Source organism: Roseovarius arcticus (genome assembly GCF_006125015.1).
In the GTDB taxonomy this organism is placed as follows: Bacteria; Pseudomonadota; Alphaproteobacteria; order Rhodobacterales; family Rhodobacteraceae; genus Roseovarius; species Roseovarius arcticus.
In genome coordinates, this window is record NZ_SZZN01000001.1 from 3,521,687 (window position 1) to 3,545,136 (window position 23,450).

General features: G+C 61.4%; 22 protein-coding genes. 12 read left to right on the forward strand and 10 right to left on the reverse strand.

The annotated features are described in order from the left end of the window. Positions 1-56: 56 nt before the first annotated feature. From MK6180000_RS16820 to hslO, 4 genes are read right to left on the reverse strand one after another with little or no spacing between them, the layout of a single operon-like run. Entirely contained in the window at positions 57-1,271 is a 1,215-nt protein-coding gene (locus MK6180000_RS16820) for a class I SAM-dependent RNA methyltransferase (RefSeq protein WP_138935787.1), read from the reverse strand. Continuing rightward, positions 1,268-2,422 carry a CCA tRNA nucleotidyltransferase gene (locus MK6180000_RS16825; RefSeq protein WP_138935788.1) on the reverse strand — a complete coding sequence of 385 codons (1,155 nt, stop codon included), beginning with the start codon at positions 2,420-2,422 and terminating at the stop codon, positions 1,268-1,270. Before MK6180000_RS16825 ends, MK6180000_RS16820 begins: the two co-directional genes overlap by 4 nt. Further along, positions 2,419-3,024: a CoA pyrophosphatase gene (locus MK6180000_RS16830; RefSeq protein ID WP_171054673.1), complete on the reverse strand. Its 606-nt coding sequence runs from the start codon at positions 3,022-3,024 to the stop codon at positions 2,419-2,421. The genes MK6180000_RS16825 and MK6180000_RS16830 overlap by 4 nt, the downstream gene beginning before the upstream one ends. Then, complete coding sequence (gene hslO / locus MK6180000_RS16835; protein WP_138935789.1) at positions 3,021-4,043, reverse strand: Hsp33 family molecular chaperone HslO; 1,023 nt, start codon at positions 4,041-4,043, stop codon at positions 3,021-3,023. Before hslO ends, MK6180000_RS16830 begins: the two co-directional genes overlap by 4 nt. A gap of 82 nt (positions 4,044-4,125) precedes the next feature. Here hslO and MK6180000_RS16840 point away from each other — a divergent pair, with 82 nt between their 5' ends. Next, a complete protein-coding gene (locus MK6180000_RS16840) occupies positions 4,126-4,569 on the forward strand; it encodes an NUDIX domain-containing protein (protein ID WP_138935790.1) in 444 nt (147 codons plus the stop codon). Here the strand turns inward: MK6180000_RS16840 and MK6180000_RS16845 are convergent. After that, positions 4,544-5,818: a PP2C family protein-serine/threonine phosphatase gene (locus MK6180000_RS16845; RefSeq protein ID WP_138935791.1), complete on the reverse strand. Its 1,275-nt coding sequence runs from the start codon at positions 5,816-5,818 to the stop codon at positions 4,544-4,546. The genes MK6180000_RS16840 and MK6180000_RS16845 overlap by 26 nt on opposite strands. Before the next feature lie 152 nt (positions 5,819-5,970). Here MK6180000_RS16845 and MK6180000_RS16850 point away from each other — a divergent pair, with 152 nt between their 5' ends. Continuing rightward, positions 5,971-6,303 carry an Hpt domain-containing protein gene (locus MK6180000_RS16850; RefSeq protein WP_138935792.1) on the forward strand — a complete coding sequence of 111 codons (333 nt, stop codon included), beginning with the start codon at positions 5,971-5,973 and terminating at the stop codon, positions 6,301-6,303. A 10-nt stretch (positions 6,304-6,313) separates the two neighbouring features. Here the strand turns inward: MK6180000_RS16850 and ilvA are convergent, their stop codons facing one another. Genes ilvA through MK6180000_RS16865 form a run of 3 tightly spaced genes read right to left on the reverse strand, consistent with a single transcriptional unit; the run spans position 6,314 to position 8,020 of the window. Then, on the reverse strand, positions 6,314-7,552 hold the full coding sequence (gene ilvA, locus MK6180000_RS16855) for a threonine ammonia-lyase IlvA (protein ID WP_138935793.1): 1,239 nt from the start codon (positions 7,550-7,552) through the stop codon (positions 6,314-6,316). Between the two features lie 58 nt (positions 7,553-7,610). Further along, positions 7,611-7,817 (reverse strand): hypothetical protein, encoded by a 207-nt coding sequence (locus MK6180000_RS16860; protein WP_138935794.1) that lies wholly within the window; start codon positions 7,815-7,817, stop codon positions 7,611-7,613. After that, positions 7,781-8,020, reverse strand: a complete 240-nt coding sequence (locus tag MK6180000_RS16865) for a hypothetical protein (RefSeq protein WP_138935795.1) — start codon at positions 8,018-8,020, stop codon at positions 7,781-7,783. The genes MK6180000_RS16860 and MK6180000_RS16865 overlap by 37 nt, the downstream gene beginning before the upstream one ends. A 161-nt stretch (positions 8,021-8,181) precedes the next feature. On the opposite strand from MK6180000_RS16865, the gene MK6180000_RS16870 reads away from it, so the two are divergent. Then, complete coding sequence (locus tag MK6180000_RS16870) at positions 8,182-9,408, forward strand: argininosuccinate synthase (protein WP_138935796.1); 1,227 nt, start codon at positions 8,182-8,184, stop codon at positions 9,406-9,408. 87 nt (positions 9,409-9,495) lie between these two features. On the opposite strand, the gene MK6180000_RS16875 is transcribed toward MK6180000_RS16870, so the two are convergent. Both MK6180000_RS16875 and MK6180000_RS16880 read right to left on the reverse strand, forming a co-directional pair. Further along, on the reverse strand, positions 9,496-10,047 hold the full coding sequence (locus tag MK6180000_RS16875) for an ActR/PrrA/RegA family redox response regulator transcription factor (RefSeq protein ID WP_138935797.1): 552 nt from the start codon (positions 10,045-10,047) through the stop codon (positions 9,496-9,498). 80 nt (positions 10,048-10,127) lie between these two features. Beyond that, complete coding sequence (locus MK6180000_RS16880) at positions 10,128-10,757, reverse strand: SCO family protein (RefSeq protein WP_138935798.1); 630 nt, start codon at positions 10,755-10,757, stop codon at positions 10,128-10,130. 52 nt (positions 10,758-10,809) lie between these two features. Between MK6180000_RS16880 and regB the strand changes: the two genes are divergently transcribed. The 9 genes from regB to hslV all read left to right on the forward strand — a co-directional run bounded on the left by regB (position 10,810) and on the right by hslV (position 23,365). Then, entirely contained in the window at positions 10,810-12,249 is a 1,440-nt protein-coding gene (regB, locus tag MK6180000_RS16885; RefSeq protein ID WP_138935799.1) for a sensor histidine kinase RegB, read from the forward strand. Between the two features lie 108 nt (positions 12,250-12,357). Next, on the forward strand, positions 12,358-13,869 hold the full coding sequence (locus MK6180000_RS16890; RefSeq protein WP_138935800.1) for a PAS-domain containing protein: 1,512 nt from the start codon (positions 12,358-12,360) through the stop codon (positions 13,867-13,869). 40 nt (positions 13,870-13,909) lie between these two features. Beyond that, positions 13,910-14,392 (forward strand): tRNA (adenosine(37)-N6)-threonylcarbamoyltransferase complex ATPase subunit type 1 TsaE, encoded by a 483-nt coding sequence (gene tsaE, locus MK6180000_RS16895; RefSeq protein WP_138935801.1) that lies wholly within the window; start codon positions 13,910-13,912, stop codon positions 14,390-14,392. Next, complete coding sequence (locus tag MK6180000_RS16900; protein WP_138935802.1) at positions 14,385-15,383, forward strand: aminoglycoside phosphotransferase family protein; 999 nt, start codon at positions 14,385-14,387, stop codon at positions 15,381-15,383. The genes tsaE and MK6180000_RS16900 overlap by 8 nt, the downstream gene beginning before the upstream one ends. Then, positions 15,359-16,054 carry a nucleotidyltransferase family protein gene (locus MK6180000_RS16905; RefSeq protein WP_138935803.1) on the forward strand — a complete coding sequence of 232 codons (696 nt, stop codon included), beginning with the start codon at positions 15,359-15,361 and terminating at the stop codon, positions 16,052-16,054. Before MK6180000_RS16900 ends, MK6180000_RS16905 begins: the two co-directional genes overlap by 25 nt. Continuing rightward, positions 16,047-18,977 carry a double-strand break repair protein AddB gene (gene addB / locus MK6180000_RS16910; protein WP_138935804.1) on the forward strand — a complete coding sequence of 977 codons (2,931 nt, stop codon included), beginning with the start codon at positions 16,047-16,049 and terminating at the stop codon, positions 18,975-18,977. The genes MK6180000_RS16905 and addB overlap by 8 nt, the downstream gene beginning before the upstream one ends. After that, positions 18,974-22,309: a double-strand break repair helicase AddA gene (gene addA, locus MK6180000_RS16915; protein ID WP_138935805.1), complete on the forward strand. Its 3,336-nt coding sequence runs from the start codon at positions 18,974-18,976 to the stop codon at positions 22,307-22,309. Before addB ends, addA begins: the two co-directional genes overlap by 4 nt. 54 nt (positions 22,310-22,363) lie before the next feature. Beyond that, complete coding sequence (gene trxA / locus MK6180000_RS16920) at positions 22,364-22,684, forward strand: thioredoxin (protein ID WP_138935806.1); 321 nt, start codon at positions 22,364-22,366, stop codon at positions 22,682-22,684. Positions 22,685-22,807: 123 nt separating this feature from the next. Further along, on the forward strand, positions 22,808-23,365 hold the full coding sequence (gene hslV, locus MK6180000_RS16925) for an ATP-dependent protease subunit HslV (protein WP_138935807.1): 558 nt from the start codon (positions 22,808-22,810) through the stop codon (positions 23,363-23,365). The last annotated feature ends 85 nt before the right edge of the window (positions 23,366-23,450 follow it).

The following is a 23,450-nucleotide window of genomic DNA, read 5'->3' on the forward strand; positions in this document are numbered from 1 at the left end:
TCTTTTAATAACCCGAGATGGGTGCAGCGGGCTAGCGAAAATTCGCTGCAACCTGCTCACGCAAGCGTGAAGCGTGCCACCAATTCCACATGGCTGGACCAGCGGAACTGGTCCACGACGCGCAATGCGCTCAAGATATAGCCGCCCGCCACCAGTGCCGCCGCATCCCGGGCGAAGGTGACCGGATTGCAGGACACATAGGCGATGCGCTGGACGCCTGCGGTGATTAGCTGCGCGATTTGCGCCTCCGCGCCAGCGCGGGGTGGGTCGATAACCGCGCCGTCATAACGCTTTAGCTCGTCGGGCAGAAGGGGCCGACGATAGAGATCACGCGCCTCGACGGTCACCTGTTTCAGCCCGTCCGCCTTGCGCCATCCGGCATCCAGCGCGTCCATCATCCCCGAATCGCCCTCAACTGCATGGGTGCGCGCCATCTGCGACAGCGGCAACGCGAACGTGCCACATCCGGCAAAGATATCGACAATGCGCGTCGCGCCCTCCATCGCGGCCTTGACGTCTGCCAGCAGCGCCGCCTCACCCTCGGCCGTGGCTTGCAGGAAAGCACCCGGAGGCGGCAACACATCGGCAGTTCCAAAGCGCTGAAGAGGGGCGCGGCGCATCGCGATCACCTCATCCTCCCATGACAGGCGGGCCAGATCATGGGTTTCGGCCAACTGTGCCAGCATCACGCGGAGCGGTCCGTCCAATGGCTTGCCGCCCATGATATGCACGTCGAGGCCGCCTTGTGACAGGCACACGGCGACGTCCAGCCCGCCTTTGCGGCTGGCCGTATGCAGCGCCAGCGCTTCGGCCACGGGCACCGCGTGCATCAGATCGGGATGCAACAACCGGCAGTCCGGAATTTCCACGATCACGTCTGACGCGCGCCCGTGAAATCCAGCCATTGCCGCCTTTTTCGTGCGCCGTGCCGATAGGGTTGCGCGCCGCCGTGCCTGCGCTGGCGACGTGGCGATGGGCAGAAACGCTGTCTCTAACCCGTGTGCAGCAAGGGCGGCCCGAACGACGCCCTCCTTGAATGTGGCGACAAACGCATCGTCGGCGTGCTGCAATTGGCAACCGCCGCATGCCTTGAAATGGCGGCAGGGCGGCGCGACGCGCCGGTCGCTGGGCGCTTCAATGCGGATGTCGGTCAGGCGCTGCCCGTTAAGCGTGCCGGTCACCTGCTCGCCCGGCAATGTCATCGGCGCAAAAACGGGTCCGGCAGCAATGCCATCGCCCTGATGGCCCAGTCGTTCGATCAGATAGCTCATATGCCCTCTTTCAGCAGATCGCTCTTGGTAAGGGCAAAGCCCGATGCAATCCACCGCTCTTCGAGCATTTTCAGTCGCGCGCCAAGCGCCGCGCCCACGTAGTCCGGCATCAAGTCCGCCGCTGAGACCGGGAAAACTGACTTTGCGCCCATTTCAGCCGCCTCTAGCGCACCGGGATCAAGCGGCTGTTCCAGCAGTGCAGCCCTCAGCAGTAGGACGTCGCGCGCCGCATTTGCGCCATGACGGTAACCCAGCGCACCAGCGCCGGCCATGTCGCCCACCGCGCCGCGCAGCAGATCAAGCCGCGCCGCATCCGCATTGCTCAGCCGCAGCGCATCGCGCGCGCCATCGCCGCCCATCGCTGCGAGGTGGCGAATCGCATCTGGCGGCACGCGCATGTCGCACTCCAAATGGATAAGCGGTCCCAGACCGCGATAATCCGCACCCGGCAATACCCGCGCCAGCGCGCCGACCTGAGCCATTGCTGCGATCGACGGCGCCGGATCAGGAGCGCCCAGCATCCGCAGCATTTCCGACCCAATCCGTTCACGTGCAATGCCTTTCAGCCCGTCCAGATTATCGGCGACAGCGGCAAGCCCTTCTTCATCGATGCCCGCATCGCCGGCATATTGTGCATGAAAGCGGAAAAATCGCAGGATGCGCAGGTAATCCTCGCGAATGCGCTGGCCCGCATCCTCGATAAAGCGCACGCGGCGCGCCAGCGCATCCGGCAGCCCGCCAAGCGGGTCGATCACTTCGCAATCTGATCTGGCATAAAGCGCGTTCATCGTAAAATCGCGGCGGCGTGCGTCCTCCTGGATATCGGAGGTGAAGGAGACGGTGGCATGACGGCCATCCGTTTCGACATCGCGCCGAAAGGTCGTAATCTCAAACGGGACGCCGCTTGCGACTAGCGTCATCGTGCCATGGTCGATCCCGGTCGGAATGGACTTCATCCCGGCAGCATTTGCCAACTGCGCCATCTGTTCAGGTGTCGCATCGGTCGCCAGATCAAGATCGCCAATAGCCTCGCCTAAAACGGCGTTGCGCACAGCGCCGCCGACCAGATAGGCGCGAAATCCTGCGACCTGAAACGCGGCAAAGATCGCCGCTAGCGGTGCATCCTGTAACCATGGAGCATCTATTTTCATGGCCGTCCTGCCAATTCGGCCAGCGAACGTAGCATCCGCGCGGTCGCGCCCCAGATGTAGTAAGGACCAAACGGCACAGTGTAATAGCGCCGCATCGTGCCGCGCCAATAGCGCGCCTCGATCCGGTAGCGGCTGCGCATCAGCACATGGTCCAGAGGAACGTCAAACACTTCCGCGACTTCGCCGACCTCTGGCACAGAGCTGAATGGCGCAAGAATTCGTCCAATCACAGGCGTCACGATGTACCCCGTCACTGTCTCATGCATCGGCAGGTGGCCCAATATTTCCACATTTGCGGGATCTAGTCCGATTTCCTCATGCGCCTCGCGCAAGGCGGCAGCGGTGACATCTGCATCGCCCGCGTCCTGCTTGCCGCCCGGAAACGCGATCTGGCCGGGATGCTGCTTCAGCGCTGACGATCGCTGCGTCAGCAAGAGGCGGGCGCCGCCCGGACCCATCAAAAGCGGCACCAGCACGCCCGCCGGACGCAACGTGCGCCCTTCAGGTAAAACAGTGCCCACGTTCAAGTCAAAGTCCGAGGTCGGCGCGCCCGCGCGGCCCAGCGCAGCGGTGATATCCGCTATGGTACCAAGTGCGCTCACGCGTTGTCAGCCGCTCCTGCGCCCTGCTCCGCTTCAAAGCCCAGTTCGGCCGGGTCCAGATCATAATGCGCGCCGCAAAACTGGCAGTCAGCTGTGACGCGGCCATCGTCGGTGGTCATCGTCGCAAGGTCCTTGGCCGAGTAGATCGATAGGCTTTGCCGCACGCGCTCCTCCGAACAGGTGCAACCAAAGCAAACAGGCTGTGCATCATAAACCCGCGGGCCTTCCTCATGGAACAGACGCAACAGCAGATCCGTGGGCGCGACGCTGGGGCCGATCAGCTCCAACGCGTCGACGGTATCCAGCAAAATGTTCGCGCGGGTCCAGTTCTCACCCTCCTCGCCATCCGGAACAACATCGGCAGGCTGAAGCAAGCCCTGCTCTCCACTACCGCCCTCAAGCTCTGGGGCGGGTGCGGCAGCAAAGGGCGATGCCTTGGGCATATGTTGCAGCATGATGCCGCCGGCACGCCAATGCTCACCCGTTCCTGCCTCGGTCGAGAGGCCGAAATTCACAGAGAACCGCGTCGGAATCTGCTCAGACTGGGCGAAATACGCCTCAGCGCAGGCGCGCAGGCTACCGCCTGCGAGCGGCGTGATGCCCTGATAGGGCGCAGTGCCCTTGCCCTGATCGATCATGATGGCAAAATAGCCCTCGCCGACCTGCGCAAACGGATCGGCCTCCGTCAGGCGATCCGCATCATAGCTGGCATATGCGCGGATGCGCGCAGGTTTGCCGTCCTCTTGCGGGCCGTAGTAGTCGGTGGCGATCATTCGCACCGGGCCGTTCGATTGCACCTGCAAAGACAGCTTCCACCGCAGCTTGATCGTTTGGCCGATTAGCGCGGTCAGCACGGCCATTTCTGCCACCAGCGCCTCGACGACTGGCGGGTAGGTGTGCTGTTTCAATACACCGCTCAGCACGCCGTCCAGGCGCGCTACGCGTCCGCGGATATTGGATTTGTCCAGTTGGAACGGCAGGACAGTATCGTCCCAGCTAAGTTTTTCACCAAAAGTCATGGGGGTTTCCTTATGTGCCGGAGATTGGCATATCGCGAAGATATAGGCAGGGGCAACCCGGCGTCCAAGAGGAGCGGAGCAGATGATCAGACGCGTGGGCCAACCGCCGCACCCGGACCAGACGTATCGCCTGCGTCATGGCGTCTATGCCATCTTGCCTTTGCAAGGGCAGCTTTTGGTTACGCTGCAGCATTCACCAGGGCCGGAATTACAGCTTCCTGGCGGGGGTATCGATCCGGGCGAATCGCCGCTGCAGGCGCTGTATCGCGAAGTGATAGAGGAAACCGGCTGGACCATCACAGCGCCGCGCCGACTGGGTGCATTTCGCCGATTCGTCTTTATGCCCGAATACGAGATGTGGGCCGAGAAGCTGTGCGCAATCTATGTTGCGCGGCCCGTGCGGCGCATTTGCGCCCCGACCGAGGCCGGGCACACACCGCTGATCGTTGATCCGGGCATCGCCGCCGCAGAGCTAGGCAACGAGGGCGACCGCATGTTCGTCAGCCGCTGGGCGGGTTTGGCTTAATCTCTAGCAGGATGGCCGAAACGTCGTCGGCAAATGTATCATCGCCCGCAAAGTCGGCCAGCTTCCAAATCAACGCTTCGAGACTGGGCATGCCGCGCGTGCCGTGCAGCTGACGCAGGATGCGGGCGAGGCCGTCATCGTCCAGCAACGTGCCATCGGGCGCAGCACATTCAGTGACACCGTCCGAGTGGATCATCAAGCGATCGCCCGGTTCCAGATGCACCTCAAATTCCTGATACTCCGCGCCGTGGATCAACCCGACAGGCAAACCGCCATCCCCAACCATTTCGACACTGCCATCCGCCCGCTGGATCGCGGGATATGGATGGCCCGCTTGCGCCATGACGACCCGTCCACTGGCCAGATCAACATCCGCCAGCAGGAGCGTAAAATAGTGCTCTGTCTCCATCTCGCTCAGGAACAAATCGTTTAAGGCCGCGATGGTCTGCGCCGGCGGGCGCGGCTCATAGCTGCCGTCGGCCATGCGCTGCAACGCGACGTTCTGCTCGGGCGCGGCGCCCGACAGATATCCGGCGAGCCGCGCCGTCATCAAGGCAGAGCTGATGCCATGGCCGGACACATCAAGACCATAAAGCCCGATTCGCGTGTCGCTGACAGGGAACATGCCCACCAGATCACCGCCAACATGCCCAGACGAGCGAAGCAGCATGGAAACCTCGGCAGTGCCATAATCGCGGTGGCGATCGCTGACCAACGATTGTTGTAGCTTTTTGGCCTCTTTCAGGTCGGCGTCAAGCGACGCGTAGAGCGCCTGCAACTTGTCCAGCGTCGAATTGACGAGGCGGTTCTTCTGGGTCAGCTCGCGCTCCATCTCAAGAATACGTTCGCCCGCGGCTATTCGCGCGCGTAGCTCGCCCGGATCGACCGGCTTCGTCAGGAAGTCATCGGCGCCAGCGTCCAAGCCATTGGCGATTTCTGCCTTATCAGATTTGGATGTCAGCAGAATGAAGTATCCATAATTGTCGCGCGACAGTTTTCGGAATTCGTCGCAAAATTCCAAACCTGACATACCCGGCATCATCCAGTCGCTTAGCACCAAATCGGGGGGCGATTCGCGACATATCTCAAGGGCGTGAATTCCCGATTCAGCCTCAATGACGGCAAACCCCCACTTCTTCATTAGCGCACCAAGGATGCGGCGCTGAAGTCGGCTATCATCGACAACCAAAACGCGCTGAATAGCGCGCTTGGGGGGGGGCGGCGCTTCGTCTGCGGACGGATCTGGCATTTGGGACAAAATTCTTCCCTTCGCGTTCAATCCGCAGACTTTACCGCACCCCCGATTAACGGATCGTGAAGAGAGAAAGGTCGGAGCAAGAATTTGGATGATACCTTTTGTTAAGGGCTTTGCATCATTTTCGAGGCTATAGGAGGGATTTGATGATCGACTGGAAAAGGATATCAGAGCTGCGCGATGAAATCGGAGTCGACGATTTTGGCGAAGTTGTTGAGCTGTTTTTGGATGAAGTCGATGGCGAAATTGCCCTGCTGCGCAGTGGTTGCGCCGAGGATGCCTTGGAATCGCGCCTGCATTTTCTAAAAGGCAGCGCGCTGAACCTGGGATTTCGCGCGTTTTCAATCCTCTGCCAGAACGGCGAAAGCGCCGCAGCAGCAGGCCGGCCACAAGACGTAGATTTGCCTGCGATACTGATTAGCTTTGACGCATCAAAGGCGGAATTTCTGAATGGGCTGCCCCGGCTGACGGCGGCCTGACAGACGTATCTCAGATAAGAAATTCGGCTAGAACTCCGTCATCAGTTATGTCACGATGCTCAAACCCGGCGGCGGTAAAAGCAGCCAGCAGACGGGTAAAATTTTCCGCACGGCTGGTTTCGATCCCGATCAGGACCGAGCCGAAATTACGCGCTGATTTCTTGAGGTATTCGAACCGGGCAATGTCATCTTCGGGACCAAGTAAATTCAGGAAATCCTTTAGCGCGCCGGGACGCTGCGGCATACGCAGAATAAAGTATTTCTTTACCCCGGAATGGCGCTGCGCGCGTTCCTTAACCTCCGGCAAACGCTCAAAATCAAAGTTGCCGCCGGAAGTCACGCAAACCACAGTCTTGCCGCGAATTCGGTTGCGCATGTCCTTGAGCGCATCTACCGCCAGCGCGCCGGCCGGCTCCAATACGATACCCTCGATATTGAGCATTTCGATCATCGTGGTGCAGAGGCGATCCTCATTGATAGTTACGACTTGGCCGGGGTCCAAATGGGCAAGCCTTGCAAAGGTTCGCGCACCAATCTGTGCCACCGCGGCGCCATCAGCAAAGGTATTCACATAGTCTAGGCGCACAGGTGTGCCGGCCAGCAGCGCTGCCTGCAAACAAGCACCTCCCTGTGGCTCGACCAGCGTAATCTCGGCGCGGTCGCCGATATAGCTGGTCACGCCAGCCGAAAGACCGCCACCGCCAACGGGCATCACGATATGATCGGGCATACCGCCCAGATCGCGCTCAACCTCGACCATGACAGATGCTTGCCCCTCGATCACATCCTCGTCGTCGAAGGGCGAAAGAAAATGACCGCCAGTCTGTGCGCAATACTGCTGCGCCGCTGCCAGCGTCACGTCGAAATAATCACCCGTCAATTCGACCCGAATGTTGTCGCCACCAAATATGCAGGTCTTGCCGATCTTTTGCTGCGGCGTGGTCACGGGCATAAAAATGACGCCCTCCACCCCAAAGTGGCGGCACATAAATGCGACGCCCTGCGCGTGATTGCCCGCGCTAGCGCAGACAAAAGTGGGCGCATCCCCGCCCCGCGCCAGCACTTTGCGCATGGCGTTGAACGCGCCCCGCAGTTTGTAAGAGCGGACGGGCGTCAGATCCTCCCGCTTTAGCAGGATGTTGGCGTCGTAGCGCTCGGACAGGTGTTCGTTTCGCTGAAGCGGTGTCGCGTCAAAGACGCCGCGCATCGCTGCCTCGGCGGCTTGGGCATTTTGCTGAAAATCACTCATGCTGATATGCCTGCCTTAAGAAAACAGCCTGTGCAAGGGGCGCACCACGTTCGCCCGATCATTCGCGCGCGTCGCTCAGCGGGCGCCCGTCGACGTAATGACCATAGATCGTCGTGAGGATACTGGCGTTAAGCTGGCCCAGCGCTGCCGCCAGCAGGATCGACAGGATGGCCCCGAAGACGGGGACAGACCCTGCCAGCAGCACAACGATCACGCTGGCCAGTTGGGCTACGACCATCGAGAGGATGATGATAAGCGGTGCCAATTGACCAGCATCCAGATCATTGCAACCACCGCAATCAGGATTGAGATCAGCCCTGTCAGGATCATGGGCCCGCGCGCCGCCGCCTCGCCAACCGCCGCCTGCAACTGAGGCAGCGCAAACCCAGCCACCACGAGGGCCACGGACCATAGGGCGGTGGGCACAAGCGCGATGTGCAGCGCCTCCCGCCAATTGCGCACCAGCATGCTCAGCGCATGTACAAAAATCTTCCAGCCCTTTATGCTGATCTACCTTTTTCCCAAGCTCGGCCATTCAGCACGGCGCACCGCCGCACGCACTCCCAGCGCCTTGCCTGCCAATGCAAAACCCGCTAAGCCCCGCCGGACTCTGACAAAGGAACATGACGATGTCCGCGCCCAAGAAAGTCGTGCTGGCCTATTCCGGCGGCCTCGATACCTCGATCATCCTGAAGTGGCTGCAAACCGAATATGGCTGCGAGGTGGTGACCTTTACCGCCGATCTGGGCCAGGGCGAGGAGCTGGAGCCGGCGCGGCAGAAGGCGATCACCCTCGGTATCAAGCCTGAGAATATTCATGTCGAGGACGTGCGCGAAGAATTCGTGCGCGATTTCGTGTTCCCGATGTTCCGCGCCAATGCGCTCTATGAAGGGCTGTATCTGCTCGGCACATCCATCGCGCGCCCGCTGATCTCCAAGCGTCTGGTCGAAATCGCGGGAGAGGTCGGCGCCGACGCTGTCGCTCACGGTGCTACCGGCAAGGGCAACGATCAGGTCCGGTTTGAGCTGGCAGCCTATGCCCTCAACCCCGATATCAAAGTGATTGCGCCCTGGCGTGAGTGGGATCTGACCAGCCGCACCCGGCTGCTGGCCTTTGCAGAAGCAAACCAGATTCCCATCGCCAAAGACAAGCGCGGCGAGGCGCCCTTTTCGGTCGATGCGAACCTTTTGCACACCTCGTCTGAGGGCAAGGTGCTGGAAGATCCCGCTGAAATGGCGCCTGATTACGTTTATCAGCGCACCGTCGCCCCCGAGGATGCGCCCAATACGCCTGAATTCATCGAAGTCGGATTCGAGCAGGGTGATGCAGTATCTATAAATGGCGAAGCGCTCAGCCCCGCCACCATTTTGACCCGGTTAAACGAACTGGGCGGCAAGCATGGCATCGGCAGGCTTGATTTTGTCGAGAACCGTTTCGTGGGCATGAAATCGCGCGGCATCTACGAGACGCCCGGCGGCACCATACTGCTGGAGGCCCATCGCGGCATTGAGCAGATCACACTCGATTCAGGTGCGGGCCACCTCAAGGACAGCCTGATGCCCCGCTACGCCGAGCTGATCTATAACGGCTTCTGGTTCTCGCCCGAGCGCGAAATGCTGCAAGCGGCCATCGACAAAAGCCAAGAACACGTCACCGGCACCGTCAAGCTGAAGCTGTACAAAGGCGCTGCTACCTGCGTCGGTCGCTGGTCCGATCACTCGCTTTATTCCGAGGCGCATGTCACGTTTGAGGATGACGCGGGCGCATACGATCAGAAGGACGCAGCAGGCTTCATCCAGCTGAACGCGCTTCGGCTCAAGCTACTGGCCGCGCGAAACCGCCGCATTAAAGGCTGATCGCCAGACGTGAAAGGGTGGGGAAAATACCGCCCTTTCAGCGGCCTAAGAAACAATCACGTACCCGTACTGCGCCCAGAGCATCGTCTATCTCGGCGATCGCTTGGCCAGTATGCGCTGCAGTGTCCGCCGGTGCATATTCAGGCGCCGTGCCGTCTCGGATACGTTGCGATCGCACAGCTCAAACACACGCTGGATATGCTCCCATCTCACGCGATCAGCGCTCATCGGGTTTTCAGGTGGTGGGGGCAATTCAGCGCCCGTCGCCATGAGTGCGTTGATGATGTCCATCGCGTCCGCTGGTTTTGACAGGTAGTCGATCGCACCGATCTTGACCGCCGCGACGGCGGTCGCGATAGCCCCATAGCCGGTTAGAACGATCACCCGGCTTTCGGGACGGCGTTCGCGGATAACCTCGACGACATCCAAGCCATTGCCATCCTCCAGCCGCAGGTCGCAGACAGCATAGGCTGGCGGGTGGGCGCTGGCTGCGGCGCGTCCCTCAGCAACGGACATTGCAACCTCGACAACAAACCCGCGTTTTTCCATCGCCCTGCCCAGGCGGCGCACAAATGCTTCGTCGTCATCGACCAACAGCAGCGAGGGGTCGTCGCCCAGAACCAGCTCCGTGTCGGCCATCACGCATCCTCCAGTTGATCGTTTCAGAATAGCCTAGAGGTAGGTCACTGTCGCCCCTGCGTCAAACCGGAGCGAATCTGTCAACTCGCATTCAGGAAGCACGAGACTTTCTCGGCCATCTGCTCACCAGTCAGGTCGCGCCGAAAAAACTCGACAAAGCCGCGGCCGGGCAGAGTCAAATAGGTGAATGTCGAATGATCGACGAGGTAGTAATCCTCCTCGCCTTCCTCCGGCTCATGCGCTTTGTAGAACGTGCGGTAGGCCTTGCTTGCCGCCTTGACCTGCTCGGGCGAGCCGGTAAGGCCCAGCATCCGGGGGTGCATCGCGTCAGTGAAATCTGCAACCACCTCGGGTGTGTCGCGCTCCGGATCGATCGAGATAAAGATCGGCTTCACGATTTCGCCGCGCGCCTCTAGGATCTCGGTCGCTTCGGCGTTGCGGGCCACGTCCAGCGGGCAAACATCGGGGCAAAACGTATAGCCGAAATAGATCAACGCTGGCTGGTCCAACACCTCAGCGCTGGTCACGGTCTTGCCGGTCTCATCGACCAGTGTGAAGTCGCCGCCAATGCTGGCGCCGCCATCTGCAACTGCGGTGCTACGGCACTCGGCAAACTCGCCGCCGCCACCCCGCCCAGCAGTTATCAGGTATATACCGCCCAGCACGGCGATCAGCGCCCCCCCGGCAGCGATGGCAAAGATGCGGGTCATGTGAGGTTCCTTCCAGCTAGGCAAGTGCACGTCGTTGTGCCACATCTAACCTATGCCGCATCGCACGCAACAGGACGAAATATCGCACAAGGGCGCGGGCGCACAGATTCAGGTCGCGCCGCGCGGGCGCGGTGCTTGGATTCGGCTACGCACGCTGATCTTGCTGCGGTGGTGGGCGATTATAGGCCAGTTGTCCGCGTTAATAGTCGCCCAGCGCGCGCTGGGGATCCAGATCGAGGCGGGGCTGTGCTACCTCGTTATCGGCGCTTCCATCGTCAGCAATCTGGTTGCCTCGCTGGTCTTTCCCGCGACCAAACGCTTGAATGAGACTGAAAATCTGGCGATGGTCCTCTTTGACCTGCTGCAATTGGGGCTGCTACTCTATCTGACGGGAGGACTGAACAATCCGTTTTCAGTGCTGATCGTCGGGCCAGTCGTCGTTTCGGCTTCGTCCTTGTCGTCCCGTTCGACTCTGTTTCTGGGAATGACCGCTATCGTGATCGTGACGGTGCTTGCGCGCTTTCACCTTGATCTGCGCAGTGATGCCGGTTTCGTCATGCAAAGGCCGGCGATTTTTTTGTTCGGCACGTGGGTCGCCATCGTCATCGGTATCGTATTTCTGGGCGTCTACTCGCGCTGGATCGTGACCGAAATGCGCGCCATGTCAGGCGCGCTTCAGGCCACGCAGATGGCACTGGCGCGCGAGCAGAAGCTGACCGATCTAGGCGGTGTGGTTGCGGCGGCCGCCCACGAGTTGGGCACCCCCCTTGCCACGATCAAGCTGACGAGTTCGGAGTTGGCCAGCGATCTGCCCGAAGGCAGCGAGGCACAGGCCGATGCCGTGCTGATCAGCGCTCAAGCCGACAGATGCCGCGATATCCTGCGCTCGATGGGCCGCGCCGGAAAGGACGATCTACATCTGCGCAGCGCGCCCTTTACGGCAGTCGTCGAAGAGGCAGCCGAACCTCATATCGAACGCGGCAAACTGCTATTGTTTGACAATGGCCCGGCACACGGCGCCTCTCAGGCACCGCCCGTTATATTGCGCCGCCCCGAGATTATTCATGGTCTGCGCAACCTCATCCAGAATGCTGTCGATTTTGCCGAGACCCGCGTCTGGATAGAGGCGCGTTGGTCCGGCGCTGCGATTACATTGCGCATCATGGATGACGGGCCGGGATATCCTACAAATATGTTGAGCCGGATCGGTGATCCACAAATGCCGCGCCTGGCGCGCAACAATTCCGCACTTGGCGCGCAGAGGCCCGAATATGATGGAATGGGCCTCGGCCTTTTCATCGCCAAGACGCTGCTGGAGCGATCCGGCGCAGAGCTGAGCTTTGCCAACGGATCCGACAGCTTTCGTGGCGATTCGGCCCGCCGTGAACGTATTGGCGCGGTCGTCGAAGTGGCATGGCCCCGCTCGGCCCTAGAAGTCAGCGGCGACAACTCCCTGGGCGGGATAGGGCCAAACAAACCGATAATGCCGTAACCTTGATGCGCGAATGCCACCCTCAATACCTTTCGAGATCAGGCTTAACTGTCTGTTAACTAAGGCGAGCGCTATTGTAATGCTCCGTTAAGATCGAAAGGGGCGCCAATGGCCGCGACATCACTCATGCTCTGGCTTCAGCTGGGCGCCTTGGCTGCGCTGATCTCATTCGCGGTGCTTTGGTGCGTGGGCCGCTTCATCCCAAGCCCGCCGCGTGCTGTGGCGCCGTGGCATTCGGGCGATGCAGAGGCGAGCTATCTGTTTCAGGACGATCTGATGTTCGATCATGACGCAGGCGCACTTCCCACTGCCGAGGATGGCGCGCAGACTTGGGCAGCCATGCGAACATGGCTGGACCATCGCTTTGCCGATTTGCCGGCCAGCCTTGAGGGACTGATCGAGGATACACCGTTCCTTGCGGCACCGCGCGAGGCAGGCGACACTGCGGTCCTACGCTTGACGCGCACCGTCCATGGAACACGCGTCACCCTCACCGATCCGCCCCACGCCGCCCCTGCTGAGCGGCATGATATGCGGGCCAGCGCCGCGCGGATGACTGATATCACCGACACATTCAACGCCGCGCCGCACCCTATCTGGAAGACGGGGACAGATGGCACGATCCTATGGAGAAACGCAGCCTGCGAGGCCGCGTTTGACCCTGCCTTGCATCCGGGCGAGCATACCGCACAAGGCGATAGTCCCACGAGCCGCTTCTGCGTGACGCCCCAAGGGGGGTCGCGGCCCAAATGGTACGAATTATGTACGACCGAACATAACTGGGGCGGGCTGCATTACGCGACCGATGTCAGCCAAGTCGTCAGTGCCGAAAGGATGCAAAAGGATTTTGTCCAGACCCTGACGAAAACCTTTGCCTACCTGCCAACCGGCCTTGCCGTGTTCGATCGCAACCGCAAGCTGGTTTTGTTCAATCCCGCGCTAATCGACCTTACTTCTTTGGGCGCGGAGTTTCTTATTGCCCAGCCTAACTTGATGGCCTTTTTCGACAGCCTGCGCGACCGCCACGTCATGCCTGAGCCGCGCAGCTATTCCTCATGGCGCACCCAGATTGGCGAGGTCATCGATGCAGCAGAGGGCGGCCACTACCAAGAGACATGGTCCCTGCCCAACGACGTAACATACCGCGTGACCGGACGGCCACATCCCGACGGTGCAGTCGCTTTTCTGTTCGATGATATCTCGGCCGAGGTGATGGCAGAGCGGCGTTTCAGGGCTGAACTGGATCTGCGGCAATCTGCGCTGGATTGCCTGCCAGAGGCCGTTATTGTCATCGGACCAAACAACGTGCTGGCCTTCTGCAATACCGCCGCAACCGAGTTGCTGAATATCGATCCCGACGCCAGTTTTGCCGATATGACTGTGCCCGATCTGATGCGCGCCTGTGCAACTGCCCTGCCTGCCCCATCGGTCTGGAGCGAGGTCGAGCGCCGCCTGCGCCAGCGCCAGCCGGATGCCCCATTGCGTAAATCGGCCGAGATTGCGCCGAACCATTGCCTGACCTACCGGGCCGAGGCGCTATCAGGCGGGGCACGGATGCTGATGCTGCGCAGCACCATAGACGCGGCCCAGCAAATCCCGGCGCGGCTGGTCGCAGGCTGATCGCGGTTGCAGGTGGCGGCGGCGCGTGTAGTGTCGCGCCATGCACAGCCATCCCGACACACTCACAATCACGTCCAGCAGCCCGGGCGATACATGCACCATGGGACGCCGCCTCGGCGCGCACCTATGCGCGGGCGACGTCCTGCTGCTCAGCGGCGATATTGGCGCGGGCAAGACGCATTTTGCGCGCTGTCTGATACAGTCGGTCTTGGCGCAGCCCGAAGACGTTCCGTCGCCGACCTATACAATCGTTCAGACCTATCCCGGCCCCACATGCGAGATTTGGCACGCTGATCTATATCGCCTGCCGGGACCAAATGAGGTGGTCGAACTGGGCCTTATCGAAGCCTTCGATACTGCGATCTGCCTAGTTGAATGGCCTGATCGGTTAGGCAATCTCGCGCCGCCGTCGGCCCTGAAAATGGATTTCGTCCTCGATGGAAATAATGACACCCGCAAAGTGACACTGCACTGGCAGGGCGGGGACTGGCAGACCAAGCTGACGGAGGCGCTGCATGACTGATCGCATGGCTCTGGCAAGGGACTTCTTGCGCGGCACGGACTGGGCGGGCGCCGATACCGCACCGTTGGCTGGGGACGCGTCAAACCGTCGTTACCTCCGCGTCTCGCGGGGCATGGAAACGGCGGTGCTGATGGACGCACCACCAGAGCGCGGCGAGGATGTCCGCCCGTTCATCGCCGTCGGCCAACGTCTGCTCGCAGCGGGCCTAAGCCCGCCGCGAATTCTCGCCCAAGATACGGATCACGGATTTCTATTGCTCGAAGATTTGGGCGACGATTTATTTGCGCGGATTATCCCGCAAAAGCCAAAGATCGAGCCTGACCTGTACCGCGCCGCGACCGACGTCCTGGTCCATCTGCATAGGCAACCTCTGCCTGAAGAGCTCGCCACTTATGATGCAGGCATGATGGCGGACAAAGCGGCGCTGGCCTTTGAATGGTACGCGGGCGCGGCACAGTGCAGTGCCGCGCATGAAGCCGTCCTCACCGCATTGTCGGCACATGCAGATGATAGCGTTCTGATACAGCGCGACTACCACGCAGAAAATCTGCTGTGGCTGCCCGGCCGTGATGGCGTGGCACGCGTTGGGCTGCTGGATTTTCAGGACGCGATGCGCGGTCATCCGGCCTACGATCTCGTCTCGCTTTTGCAGGACGCACGGCGCGATGTACCGCCCGCAATCGCGGCCGACATGCTGGCCTATTATATTGCGCAGACCGGGCAAGAACAGGACCGCTTTACTGCCGCCTATCATGTGCTGGGCGCACAGCGTAATCTGCGGATCATCGGCGTTTTCGCGCGTCTGTGCCTGCGCGACGGCAAGGCACATTACATCGATTTAATACCACGTGTCTGGGGACACCTCATGCATGATCTGGACCATCCAGCATTGGCGGACGTGGCCCCATTTATAATTGATGGACTGCCCGCGCCGTCCGACGCATTCTTAAGGGATCTGAAAAACCGATGCGCAACGTCCCCACTTCTCTGATGCTCTTTGCCGCCGGTTTCGGCACGCGCATGGGCAGCTTGACCGCGGACCGCCCCAAGCCTTTGATCGAGGTCGCCGGGCGCGCCCTATTGGATCATGCGCTTGATATCGGGGCAGACGCGGGCGTGCCGCGCATCGTGGTTAACGCCCATTACAAGGCCGAGCAAATTGCCGCCCATCTGGCGGGGCGCGATATCGCCATCTCGCGAGAGGCACCCGATATCCTTGATACGGGCGGCGGTTTGCGCGCCGCCATGCCGCTGCTGGGTCGGTCGCCAGTTTTTACCATGAATTCAGACGCTATTTGGCACGGACCGAATCCGCTGGCACTGCTGGCCGAGGCGTGGCGCGACGACATGGATGCCCTCCTGCTATGCGTGCCACCTGCACACGCGATCGGCCATGCCGGCCAAGGCGACTTCGTGATGGACGCGGACGGGCGCGCCACACGGGGGGCGGGCCGTGGCCTGATCTATTCTGGTGCCCAGATCATCCGCACTGACGCGCTTGCCGAAATGCCGGATAGTGCGTTCTCGCTAAATGTAGTCTGGGACAAGATGCTGGCAGACGCGCGCCTCTTTGGCATTTCGTACCCCGGCAACTGGTGCGATGTCGGACACCCCGGCGGCATCAAATTGGCCGAGGATATGTTGGAACACCGCGATGTTTGACCCGCAGGAAGCCCCACGTGTTTTCGGCCTGCCGCCGGGCGTCGACTTTCCCGCTGCTCTGGTGGATGGCATTTTGGGGCGGCTCAAGGATCAGCCACCCGAGGCAATGGGCCGCGTGCATCTAATCGTCAACACGCAGCGCATGGCGCGGCGCATTCAATCACTGTTGGCGCAAGGGGACGCGCGCCTTATGCCGCGCATATCGCTGGTGACAGAGCTTGGGCAAGACTGGACGATGGCCGATATTGCGCCGCCGGCGCCACCTCTACGCCGTCGGTTGGAGCTGATCCAGCTGATCTCGTCCCTGCTTGATGCCCAGCCCGACCTTGCGCCCCGCACCGCGCTTTACGATTTGGCCTCCAGCCTCGCGACCCTTATGGACGAGATGGAGGGCGAAGGCGTATCGCCGGACGTTATCGACACGCTGGATATCAGCGATCAATCCGGCCATTGGGAGCGTATTCGCGCGTTTTTGAACATTGTGCGCCACTTCACTGAAGGACGCGGCGCACCGGGTGTCGAGGCGCGGCAAAGGCAGGTAATTGAGCGCACCATCCAACGTTGGGCAGCCGCGCCGCCGCAGTATCCTGTCTTGCTGGCCGGGTCGACCGGGTCGCGCGGGACAACGCAGATGCTGATGCAAGCAGTTGCGCGACTGCCTCAGGGCGCGGTAGTCCTGCCGGGCTACGACTTCGACACGCCAGATCATGTCTGGGTGTCAATGAACGATGCGTCGATGCTGAGCGAGGATCATCCGCAATACCGTTTTCAGGCACTACGCATGGCGTTGGACCTGGGGCGTGTTCCACCTTGGACAGGGGCGCTGCCCCCCAGCCCCGCACGCGCAAAGCTGGTATCGCTGGCGCTGCGCCCTGCGCCGATCACCGATCAATGGCTGGACGAGGGTCCAAAACTGGACGCGATCGCAGAAGCGATGGCTGGCGTCACACTGATCGAGGCCCCGTCGCACCGGATAGAGGCGCTGACCATCGCCATGCGCCTTCGAGAGGCGGCTGAGACAGGCCAGACCGCTGCGTTGATCACACCTGACCGCAGCCTGACACGCCGTGTCGCCGCCGCGCTGGACCGGTGGGGCATCATCCCCGACGACAGCGCTGGTATCCCGCTACACCTATCGCCGCCGGGCCGGTTCCTGCGCCATGTGGCCGAGCTTGCCCTCGGGCCTCTCACTGCCGAGGCGCTGCTGACGCTGCTGAAACATCCGTTGACGCATACGGGCGGCGACCGGGGCACACATCTGCTGCTGACCCATGAGCTGGAGCTGCACCTGCGCCGCAACGGCCCGCCATTTCCAAAAGCGGGCGACATCGTCGATTGGGCAGCCGAACTGACACAACCAATGGCGCGAGACTGGGCAAACTGGATCGGCGGCCACATCGCGGCGCAGGACGCGCCAGAGGCGAGCCCGCTTGAGGCGCGCGTTGCTGCGCATCTGGCCACCGCCGAGGCGATTGCTCAGGGCTGCACTGCCGAGCATACCAGCGAGCTATGGAGCGCGGACGCAGGCAAACCGGCGCGCGAGATTTGCGATTTGCTTAGCGCCGAGGCGGTACATGGCGGCGATATGACGGCCACCGATTACGCCACGCTATTTGCCGCGATTTTGCGCGGACAGCAGGTGCGTAGCGCTGCGCAGCCCCATCCTGGAATTCTCATCTGGGGCACGTTGGAGGCCCGCGTTCAGGGCGCGGATATGCTAATCCTTGCTGGCCTGAATGAGGGCAGCTGGCCTGAATCGCAAACGCCTGACCCATGGCTTAACCGCGCGCTGCGTCATCAAGCGGGCCTCTTGCTGCCTGAGCGGCGCATCGGACTGGCGGCGCATGATTTTCAGCAAGCGGTCCTGGCGGGCGAGGTATGGCTGACGCGCAGTGCGCGCTCGGACGAGGCCGAGACGGTCGTGTCACGCTGGCTGAACCGGATGCAGAATTTGCTATCAGGTCTGCCGCAGCAGGGTGGCGACGATGCGCTAAATGCGATGCGGCAACGCGGGCAGGATTGGCTGGACCGCGCCGCCCAACTAGAGGCGGTCGAGGCGATCACCCCTGCCCCGCGACCGGCGCCCTGCCCGCCCGTCGATCTACGCCCAAACCGCCTGTCAGTGACTGAGATCAAGCGGCTCATCCGCGATCCCTATGCGATCTACGCCAAACATGTGCTGGGCCTACGTCCACTGGACCCATTAATGCGCGCGCCCGATGCGTTGCTGCGCGGGATCGTTCTGCATGAGGTGCTGGAACGCTTTGTCAAAGACAGTGTAGCCGCCCCCGAGCGCCTGACGCGCGAGGTGCTGATGACCTTGGCCGAAGAGGTGCTGACCAGTAAAGTGCCATGGGCGGAGGCACGCGCGCTATGGCTTGCACGGCTGGAGCGGGTCGCTGATTGGTTCATCGAGACTGAGGAGGCGCGCCGCGACTTAGCCACGCCCACAGCATTCGAGGCGCGCGGACAGGCGCAGATGGCCGATTTGGGATTTACCCTCGTGGCGACTGCAGACCGCATTGATATCGACGACCGCGGCTGCTTGCATATCTATGATTACAAAACGGGAAAACCGCCGGGCAAAAAGGAACAGATCCACTTCGACAAGCAATTGCTGCTGGAGGCAGCCATCGCCCAGCGCGCTGGCTTTGGCGATTTGGCGCCCTGCGATGTGGCCCGTGCGGTCTATATCGGCCTTGGCAGCGAGCCGACAGAAATGCCCGCACCGCTGGAGGACGAGCCAGCCAGCAAGGTTTGGCAGCAGCTGCACGATCTGATCGCCGCCTACCGCGACCTGCGTCAGGGTTATGTTGCGCGCCGCGCGATGCAGGGCAAAAAAGACGCGGGCGACTATGATCAGCTTTCGCGGTTTGGCGAGTGGGACATCACCGATGATCCTGTCCCGCAGGAGATGACATGATGCAGCGCGACGATGCGACACTGGCCCAAATTGCAGCCGCTCAACCGGGCCGCTCCACTTGGCTGGGGGCAAATGCCGGATCGGGCAAGACGCGGGTTCTGACCGATCGGGTGGCACGGCTGCTGCTGAACGATGTCGACCCGCAACATATCCTTTGCCTGACGTATACCAAGGCCGCGGCCAGCGAGATGCAGAACCGTCTGTTCAAGCGGCTGGGCGAATGGGCGATGTTGGATAGCGTCAAGCTGGCATCGGCCCTGCAGGAGCTTGGGATTGAGAGTCGGTTGGACGACGAGGCGCTACGCGGTGCCCGGCGCCTCTTTGCTCGTGCGATCGAGGCACCGGGCGGGCTCAAGATCCAGACGATCCACTCGTTCTGCGCGTCCCTGCTAAGGCGTTTTCCGCTAGAGGCGGGGGTCAGCCCCCAGTTCGTCGAGATGGAGGAGCGAACGGCGCAACTGTTGCGGACCGAAATAGTTGAGCAGATCGGGGCAGGACCGCATGCGGCCAAACTGACGGCGCTGGCGAAATATCACACTGGCGAGACGCTGGACGAGCTAACGCGCGAAATCGCCAGTCGCGCGCCGATGTTCGATGCGCCGCGCACCGAGGCGGGGCTGGCGCATGCGCTGGGTCTGCGCCCCGATGTCAGCCGCCGCAGCGTCGAGGAAGAGGTTTTCCTTGGCGGCGAAACGGGTCTTTTAGGCAAGTTAGTGACTGCTTTAGCATCTGGCAGTCCCAATGATATCAGGGCAGCGGCCAAGCTGCGCCGCATCTCGTGTCTGGATTTTGGTGCGCTTCCGATTTTGGAGGATGTCTTTCTGACCAAATCGGGCAAGGCGCCTTTCACTGTGTCGAGCCGCACGCCAACCAAGCCAACGCGAACCGCGCTTGGCCCCACTATGGACCTCATAGACGCATGGATGCACCGTGTTCAGGATGCGCGCCCCAAACGCGTGGCGCTACAGGCGCTTAACTTAGGCATCGCGCTACAGGATTTCGCTCAAGTGTTCCTACCTGCGTATGCGCGCGCCAAACAGCTGCGTGGCTGGCTGGATTTTGACGATCTGATCCTGCGCGCCCGTGCGCTGCTGACCCGGTCGGATGTGGCGGCATGGGTGCTGTTCCGCCTTGATGGTGGGATTGACCACATTCTGGTGGACGAGGCGCAGGACACCAGCCCGGTCCAATGGCAGGTTATTGACCGCCTCGCGCAGGAATTCACCGCCGGGCAGGGCGCCCGCGACGGCACCGAGCGCACCATCTTCGTTGTTGGCGACAAAAAACAGTCGATCTATTCCTTTCAGGGGGCTGATCCGCGCGAATTCGACCGAATGCAGCGCGATTTTGCCGAGCGGTTGGAGGCGGCAGGAACGCCCCTGCAAAGCCAGCGGCTGGAGCACTCATTTCGCTCGTCCAGCGCCGTCCTTGACGTGGTCGACGCCACATTCAGGGAGCTTGAGGCATCAGGTTTTGCCGCGGATCAGAGCCACATACCGTTTTTTCCTGATATGCCCGGCCGCGTCGATCTGTGGCCGATAAACCCCGAGGCGCCCGAGGCCGAGGCGCCGCCTTGGCATGCGCCCGTCGACATCAAGGCCAAGGACGATCCAAGCGTTATTCTGGCGACGCAAATTGCCGATAACATTGCGCACATGATCGAAACCCGCCAACCGATCCCAGACAAAGGCGGCATGAGGCCAGTGCGCGCGGGCGATTTTCTGATCCTCGTGCAGTCGCGCAGCGATATTTTTCATGAGATCATCAGCGCCTGCAAGGCGCGCAATCTGCCTATAGCAGGGGCCGACCGGATGAAGGTCGCCGCCGAACTGGCGGTCAAGGATCTGGCGGCGGTCCTCTCATTTTTGTCCACACCCGAGGATGATCTGTCGCTCGCCATCGCGCTGCGCTCGCCGCTGATTGGCTGGGACGAGAGGCAGCTCTACGATCTGGCGCAGGGGCGCGCGCGCAAATACCTGTGGGAGGCGCTGCGCAAACGTGCAGCGGAATTCCCCGAGACGATGGAGATCCTGAACGACCTTCGCAATCAGGCAGATTACCTGCGGCCCTATGATTTGATCGAGCGTATTTTGACGCGCCATGACGGGCGCCGCCGGATGCTGGCCCGCCTGGGCGCCGAGGCAGAGGATGGCATTGACGCGCTGCTATCTCAGGCGCTTGCGTATGAGCAAAAGGCGGTCGATAGCCTCACCGGTTTTCTCGTCTGGTTGGAGACCGACGATCTGGAGATCAAGCGCCAGATGGACGCAGCGGGCAACCTGATCCGCGTGATGACAGTGCATGGCGCCAAGGGGCTGGAGGCGCCCATCGTGATCCTGCCAGAGACGGGCAAGCGCAAGAACGATGTGCGAGCGCAGGTGCTGGACGTCGGCGGTGCGCCGCTGTGGCGGGCCAAATCCGGCGTCATTCCAGACGCCCAAAGCGAGGTGATTGACCGGATCAAACTGGCCCAAAGCGCCGAGCGGGACCGCCTGCTATATGTCGCGATGACCCGCGCCGAAAAGTGGCTGATCGTGGCTTCGGCCAAGAAGCCGGGCGATAGCGGGGATAGCTGGTATGAGAAGGTCGCAGCCGGGCTGACGCGCATGGACGCGGTACCCTACCGTATCAACGGCGCCGATGGCCTGCGGCTGGAGCGGGGTGACTGGACAGCCGCGCCGTCAGCCCCGGACCATAGCGCGCCGCCCAAAGTTGCCGTCCTCCCCTCCTACTTCCAAACTCATGCGCCAATTCCAGTGGATACGCCCAAGCCCCGCAGCCCGTCGGACTTGGGCGGTGCCAAGGCGCTGCCGGGCGATACCGGCCTTGTTGAAGAAGCGGCGATGCTGCGAGGCAGCCGCATCCACGCCTTGCTTGAGTTTTTGCCCGCCTTGCCCTCGCATAGCTGGCCCGGCGCTGCCGCGCATATCCTACCGGGCGCCCCCGATCTGGACGCGCTTCTGGACGAGGCGTCGCGCAACATCGCGTCCAAAGATCTGACGGTGCTATGGGGCGCAGGCGCCCTGCCAGAGGTAGGCATCACCGCCGATCTGCCCGGTTTGGGACGCCTTCAGGGCGTGATCGACCGCCTGATTGTGACGGCTGATACGGTGCTGATCGTCGATTTCAAATCGAACGCGCTCGTCCCAGATACGCCTGCGGGCTGCCCAGAGGGCCTTTTGCGCCAGATGGGCGCCTATGCTGCTATGGCCGCGCAGGTCTGGCCCGAAAGGCGGATCGACACCGCTATATTATGGACGCGCGATGCCATCCTTATGCCAATTCCACACGATCTTGTGTCAGACGCGCTCCACCGGGCTGCGGCAACTTGACCTCAGCGGCGCCGCTACTTACGTATCCTTAGAACCCAATTCAGGAGATGACCCATGGCCACAGTTGCCGTCACAGACGATACCTTCGACGCCGAAGTAAAGAATTCCGATATCCCCGTTGTTGTGGATTTCTGGGCAGAATGGTGCGGACCTTGCAAGCAGATCGGCCCGGCACTGGAAGAGCTGTCGAACGAGATGGATGGCAAGATTAAAGTGGTCAAGGTCGACATTGATAGCAATCAGGGCATGGCCAGCAATCTAGGCGTGCGCGGCATTCCGGCGCTGTTCATCTTCAAGAATGGTGAAGTCGTATCGAACCTTTCGGGCGCAAAACCCAAGGCTGCGCTGCAGAAATGGATCGAAGACGCGATCTGATCTTGCTGATCAATTAGATTTAAAAGGGCGCCCAATACGGCGCCCTTTTTGCTGCACCCCGTGGAACTTGCAGTCGGGCCTTGCGGCTTACATATTGCCTGCAGAGGCACAAGGAGTGACAAAATGGCGAGCGAACAATTCCCTGGCTGGCATGGCACCACCATCATCGGCGTGCGTAAGGGCGGCGAAGTGGTTATCGCTGGTGACGGACAGGTCAGCTTGGGCCAGACAGTGATCAAGGGCACCGCCCGCAAGGTGCGACGCCTGAGTCCTGGAGGGATCGACGTGGTCGCTGGCTTTGCCGGGTCAACCGCCGACGCCTTTACACTGCTGGAACGGCTAGAGACCAAGCTGGAGGCGACGCCCGGCCAACTGCAACGCGCTTGCGTCGATCTGGCCAAAGACTGGCGCACCGACAAGTACCTACAGAAGCTGGAAGCGATGCTGATCGTCACAGACGGGCGCGACCTATACGTTATTACCGGCGCCGGCGACGTGCTGGAGCCCGAGCATGACGTGGCCGCAATCGGATCGGGCGGAAACTACGCGCTGGCCGCCGCACGCGGCATGATAGATACGGACCGCGATGCGGAGGCTATTGCCCGTGCCGCCATGGCGATCGCCGCTGATATTTGCGTTTATACCAACGGCAAGCTGACGGTTGAGAAGATTAAGGGCTAAGCCAACATCCGCGAAAGGGACCGCGCCCGATGCCGTCGGACTGGCGCCACGCCATAGCGCCGCTTGCGTTTCCGCCGCTCATGCT

What these genes read in the sequence shown, in the direction of transcription:
- MK6180000_RS16820 (WP_138935787.1), bottom strand. Translation starts at nt 1,271, where the DNA reads ATGAGCTATCTGATCGAACGACTGGGCCATCAGGGCGATGGCATTGCT.
- MK6180000_RS16825 (WP_138935788.1), bottom strand. Translation starts at nt 2,422, where the DNA reads ATGAAAATAGATGCTCCATGGTTACAGGATGCACCGCTAGCGGCGATC.
- hslO (WP_138935789.1), bottom strand. Translation starts at nt 4,043, where the DNA reads ATGACTTTTGGTGAAAAACTTAGCTGGGACGATACTGTCCTGCCGTTC.
- MK6180000_RS16840 (WP_138935790.1), top strand. Translation starts at nt 4,126, where the DNA reads ATGATCAGACGCGTGGGCCAACCGCCGCACCCGGACCAGACGTATCGC.
- MK6180000_RS16845 (WP_138935791.1), bottom strand. Translation starts at nt 5,818, where the DNA reads ATGCCAGATCCGTCCGCAGACGAAGCGCCGCCCCCCCCCAAGCGCGCT.
- MK6180000_RS16850 (WP_138935792.1), top strand. Translation starts at nt 5,971, where the DNA reads ATGATCGACTGGAAAAGGATATCAGAGCTGCGCGATGAAATCGGAGTC.
- ilvA (WP_138935793.1), bottom strand. Translation starts at nt 7,552, where the DNA reads ATGAGTGATTTTCAGCAAAATGCCCAAGCCGCCGAGGCAGCGATGCGC.
- MK6180000_RS16865 (WP_138935795.1), bottom strand. Translation starts at nt 8,020, where the DNA reads ATGCTGGTGCGCAATTGGCGGGAGGCGCTGCACATCGCGCTTGTGCCC.
- MK6180000_RS16870 (WP_138935796.1), top strand. Translation starts at nt 8,182, where the DNA reads ATGTCCGCGCCCAAGAAAGTCGTGCTGGCCTATTCCGGCGGCCTCGAT.
- MK6180000_RS16875 (WP_138935797.1), bottom strand. Translation starts at nt 10,047, where the DNA reads ATGGCCGACACGGAGCTGGTTCTGGGCGACGACCCCTCGCTGCTGTTG.
- MK6180000_RS16880 (WP_138935798.1), bottom strand. Translation starts at nt 10,757, where the DNA reads ATGACCCGCATCTTTGCCATCGCTGCCGGGGGGGCGCTGATCGCCGTG.
- regB (WP_138935799.1), top strand. Translation starts at nt 10,810, where the DNA reads ATGCCGCATCGCACGCAACAGGACGAAATATCGCACAAGGGCGCGGGC.
- MK6180000_RS16890 (WP_138935800.1), top strand. Translation starts at nt 12,358, where the DNA reads ATGGCCGCGACATCACTCATGCTCTGGCTTCAGCTGGGCGCCTTGGCT.
- tsaE (WP_138935801.1), top strand. Translation starts at nt 13,910, where the DNA reads ATGCACAGCCATCCCGACACACTCACAATCACGTCCAGCAGCCCGGGC.
- MK6180000_RS16900 (WP_138935802.1), top strand. Translation starts at nt 14,385, where the DNA reads ATGACTGATCGCATGGCTCTGGCAAGGGACTTCTTGCGCGGCACGGAC.
- MK6180000_RS16905 (WP_138935803.1), top strand. Translation starts at nt 15,359, where the DNA reads ATGCGCAACGTCCCCACTTCTCTGATGCTCTTTGCCGCCGGTTTCGGC.
- addB (WP_138935804.1), top strand. Translation starts at nt 16,047, where the DNA reads ATGTTTGACCCGCAGGAAGCCCCACGTGTTTTCGGCCTGCCGCCGGGC.
- addA (WP_138935805.1), top strand. Translation starts at nt 18,974, where the DNA reads ATGATGCAGCGCGACGATGCGACACTGGCCCAAATTGCAGCCGCTCAA.
- trxA (WP_138935806.1), top strand. Translation starts at nt 22,364, where the DNA reads ATGGCCACAGTTGCCGTCACAGACGATACCTTCGACGCCGAAGTAAAG.
- hslV (WP_138935807.1), top strand. Translation starts at nt 22,808, where the DNA reads ATGGCGAGCGAACAATTCCCTGGCTGGCATGGCACCACCATCATCGGC.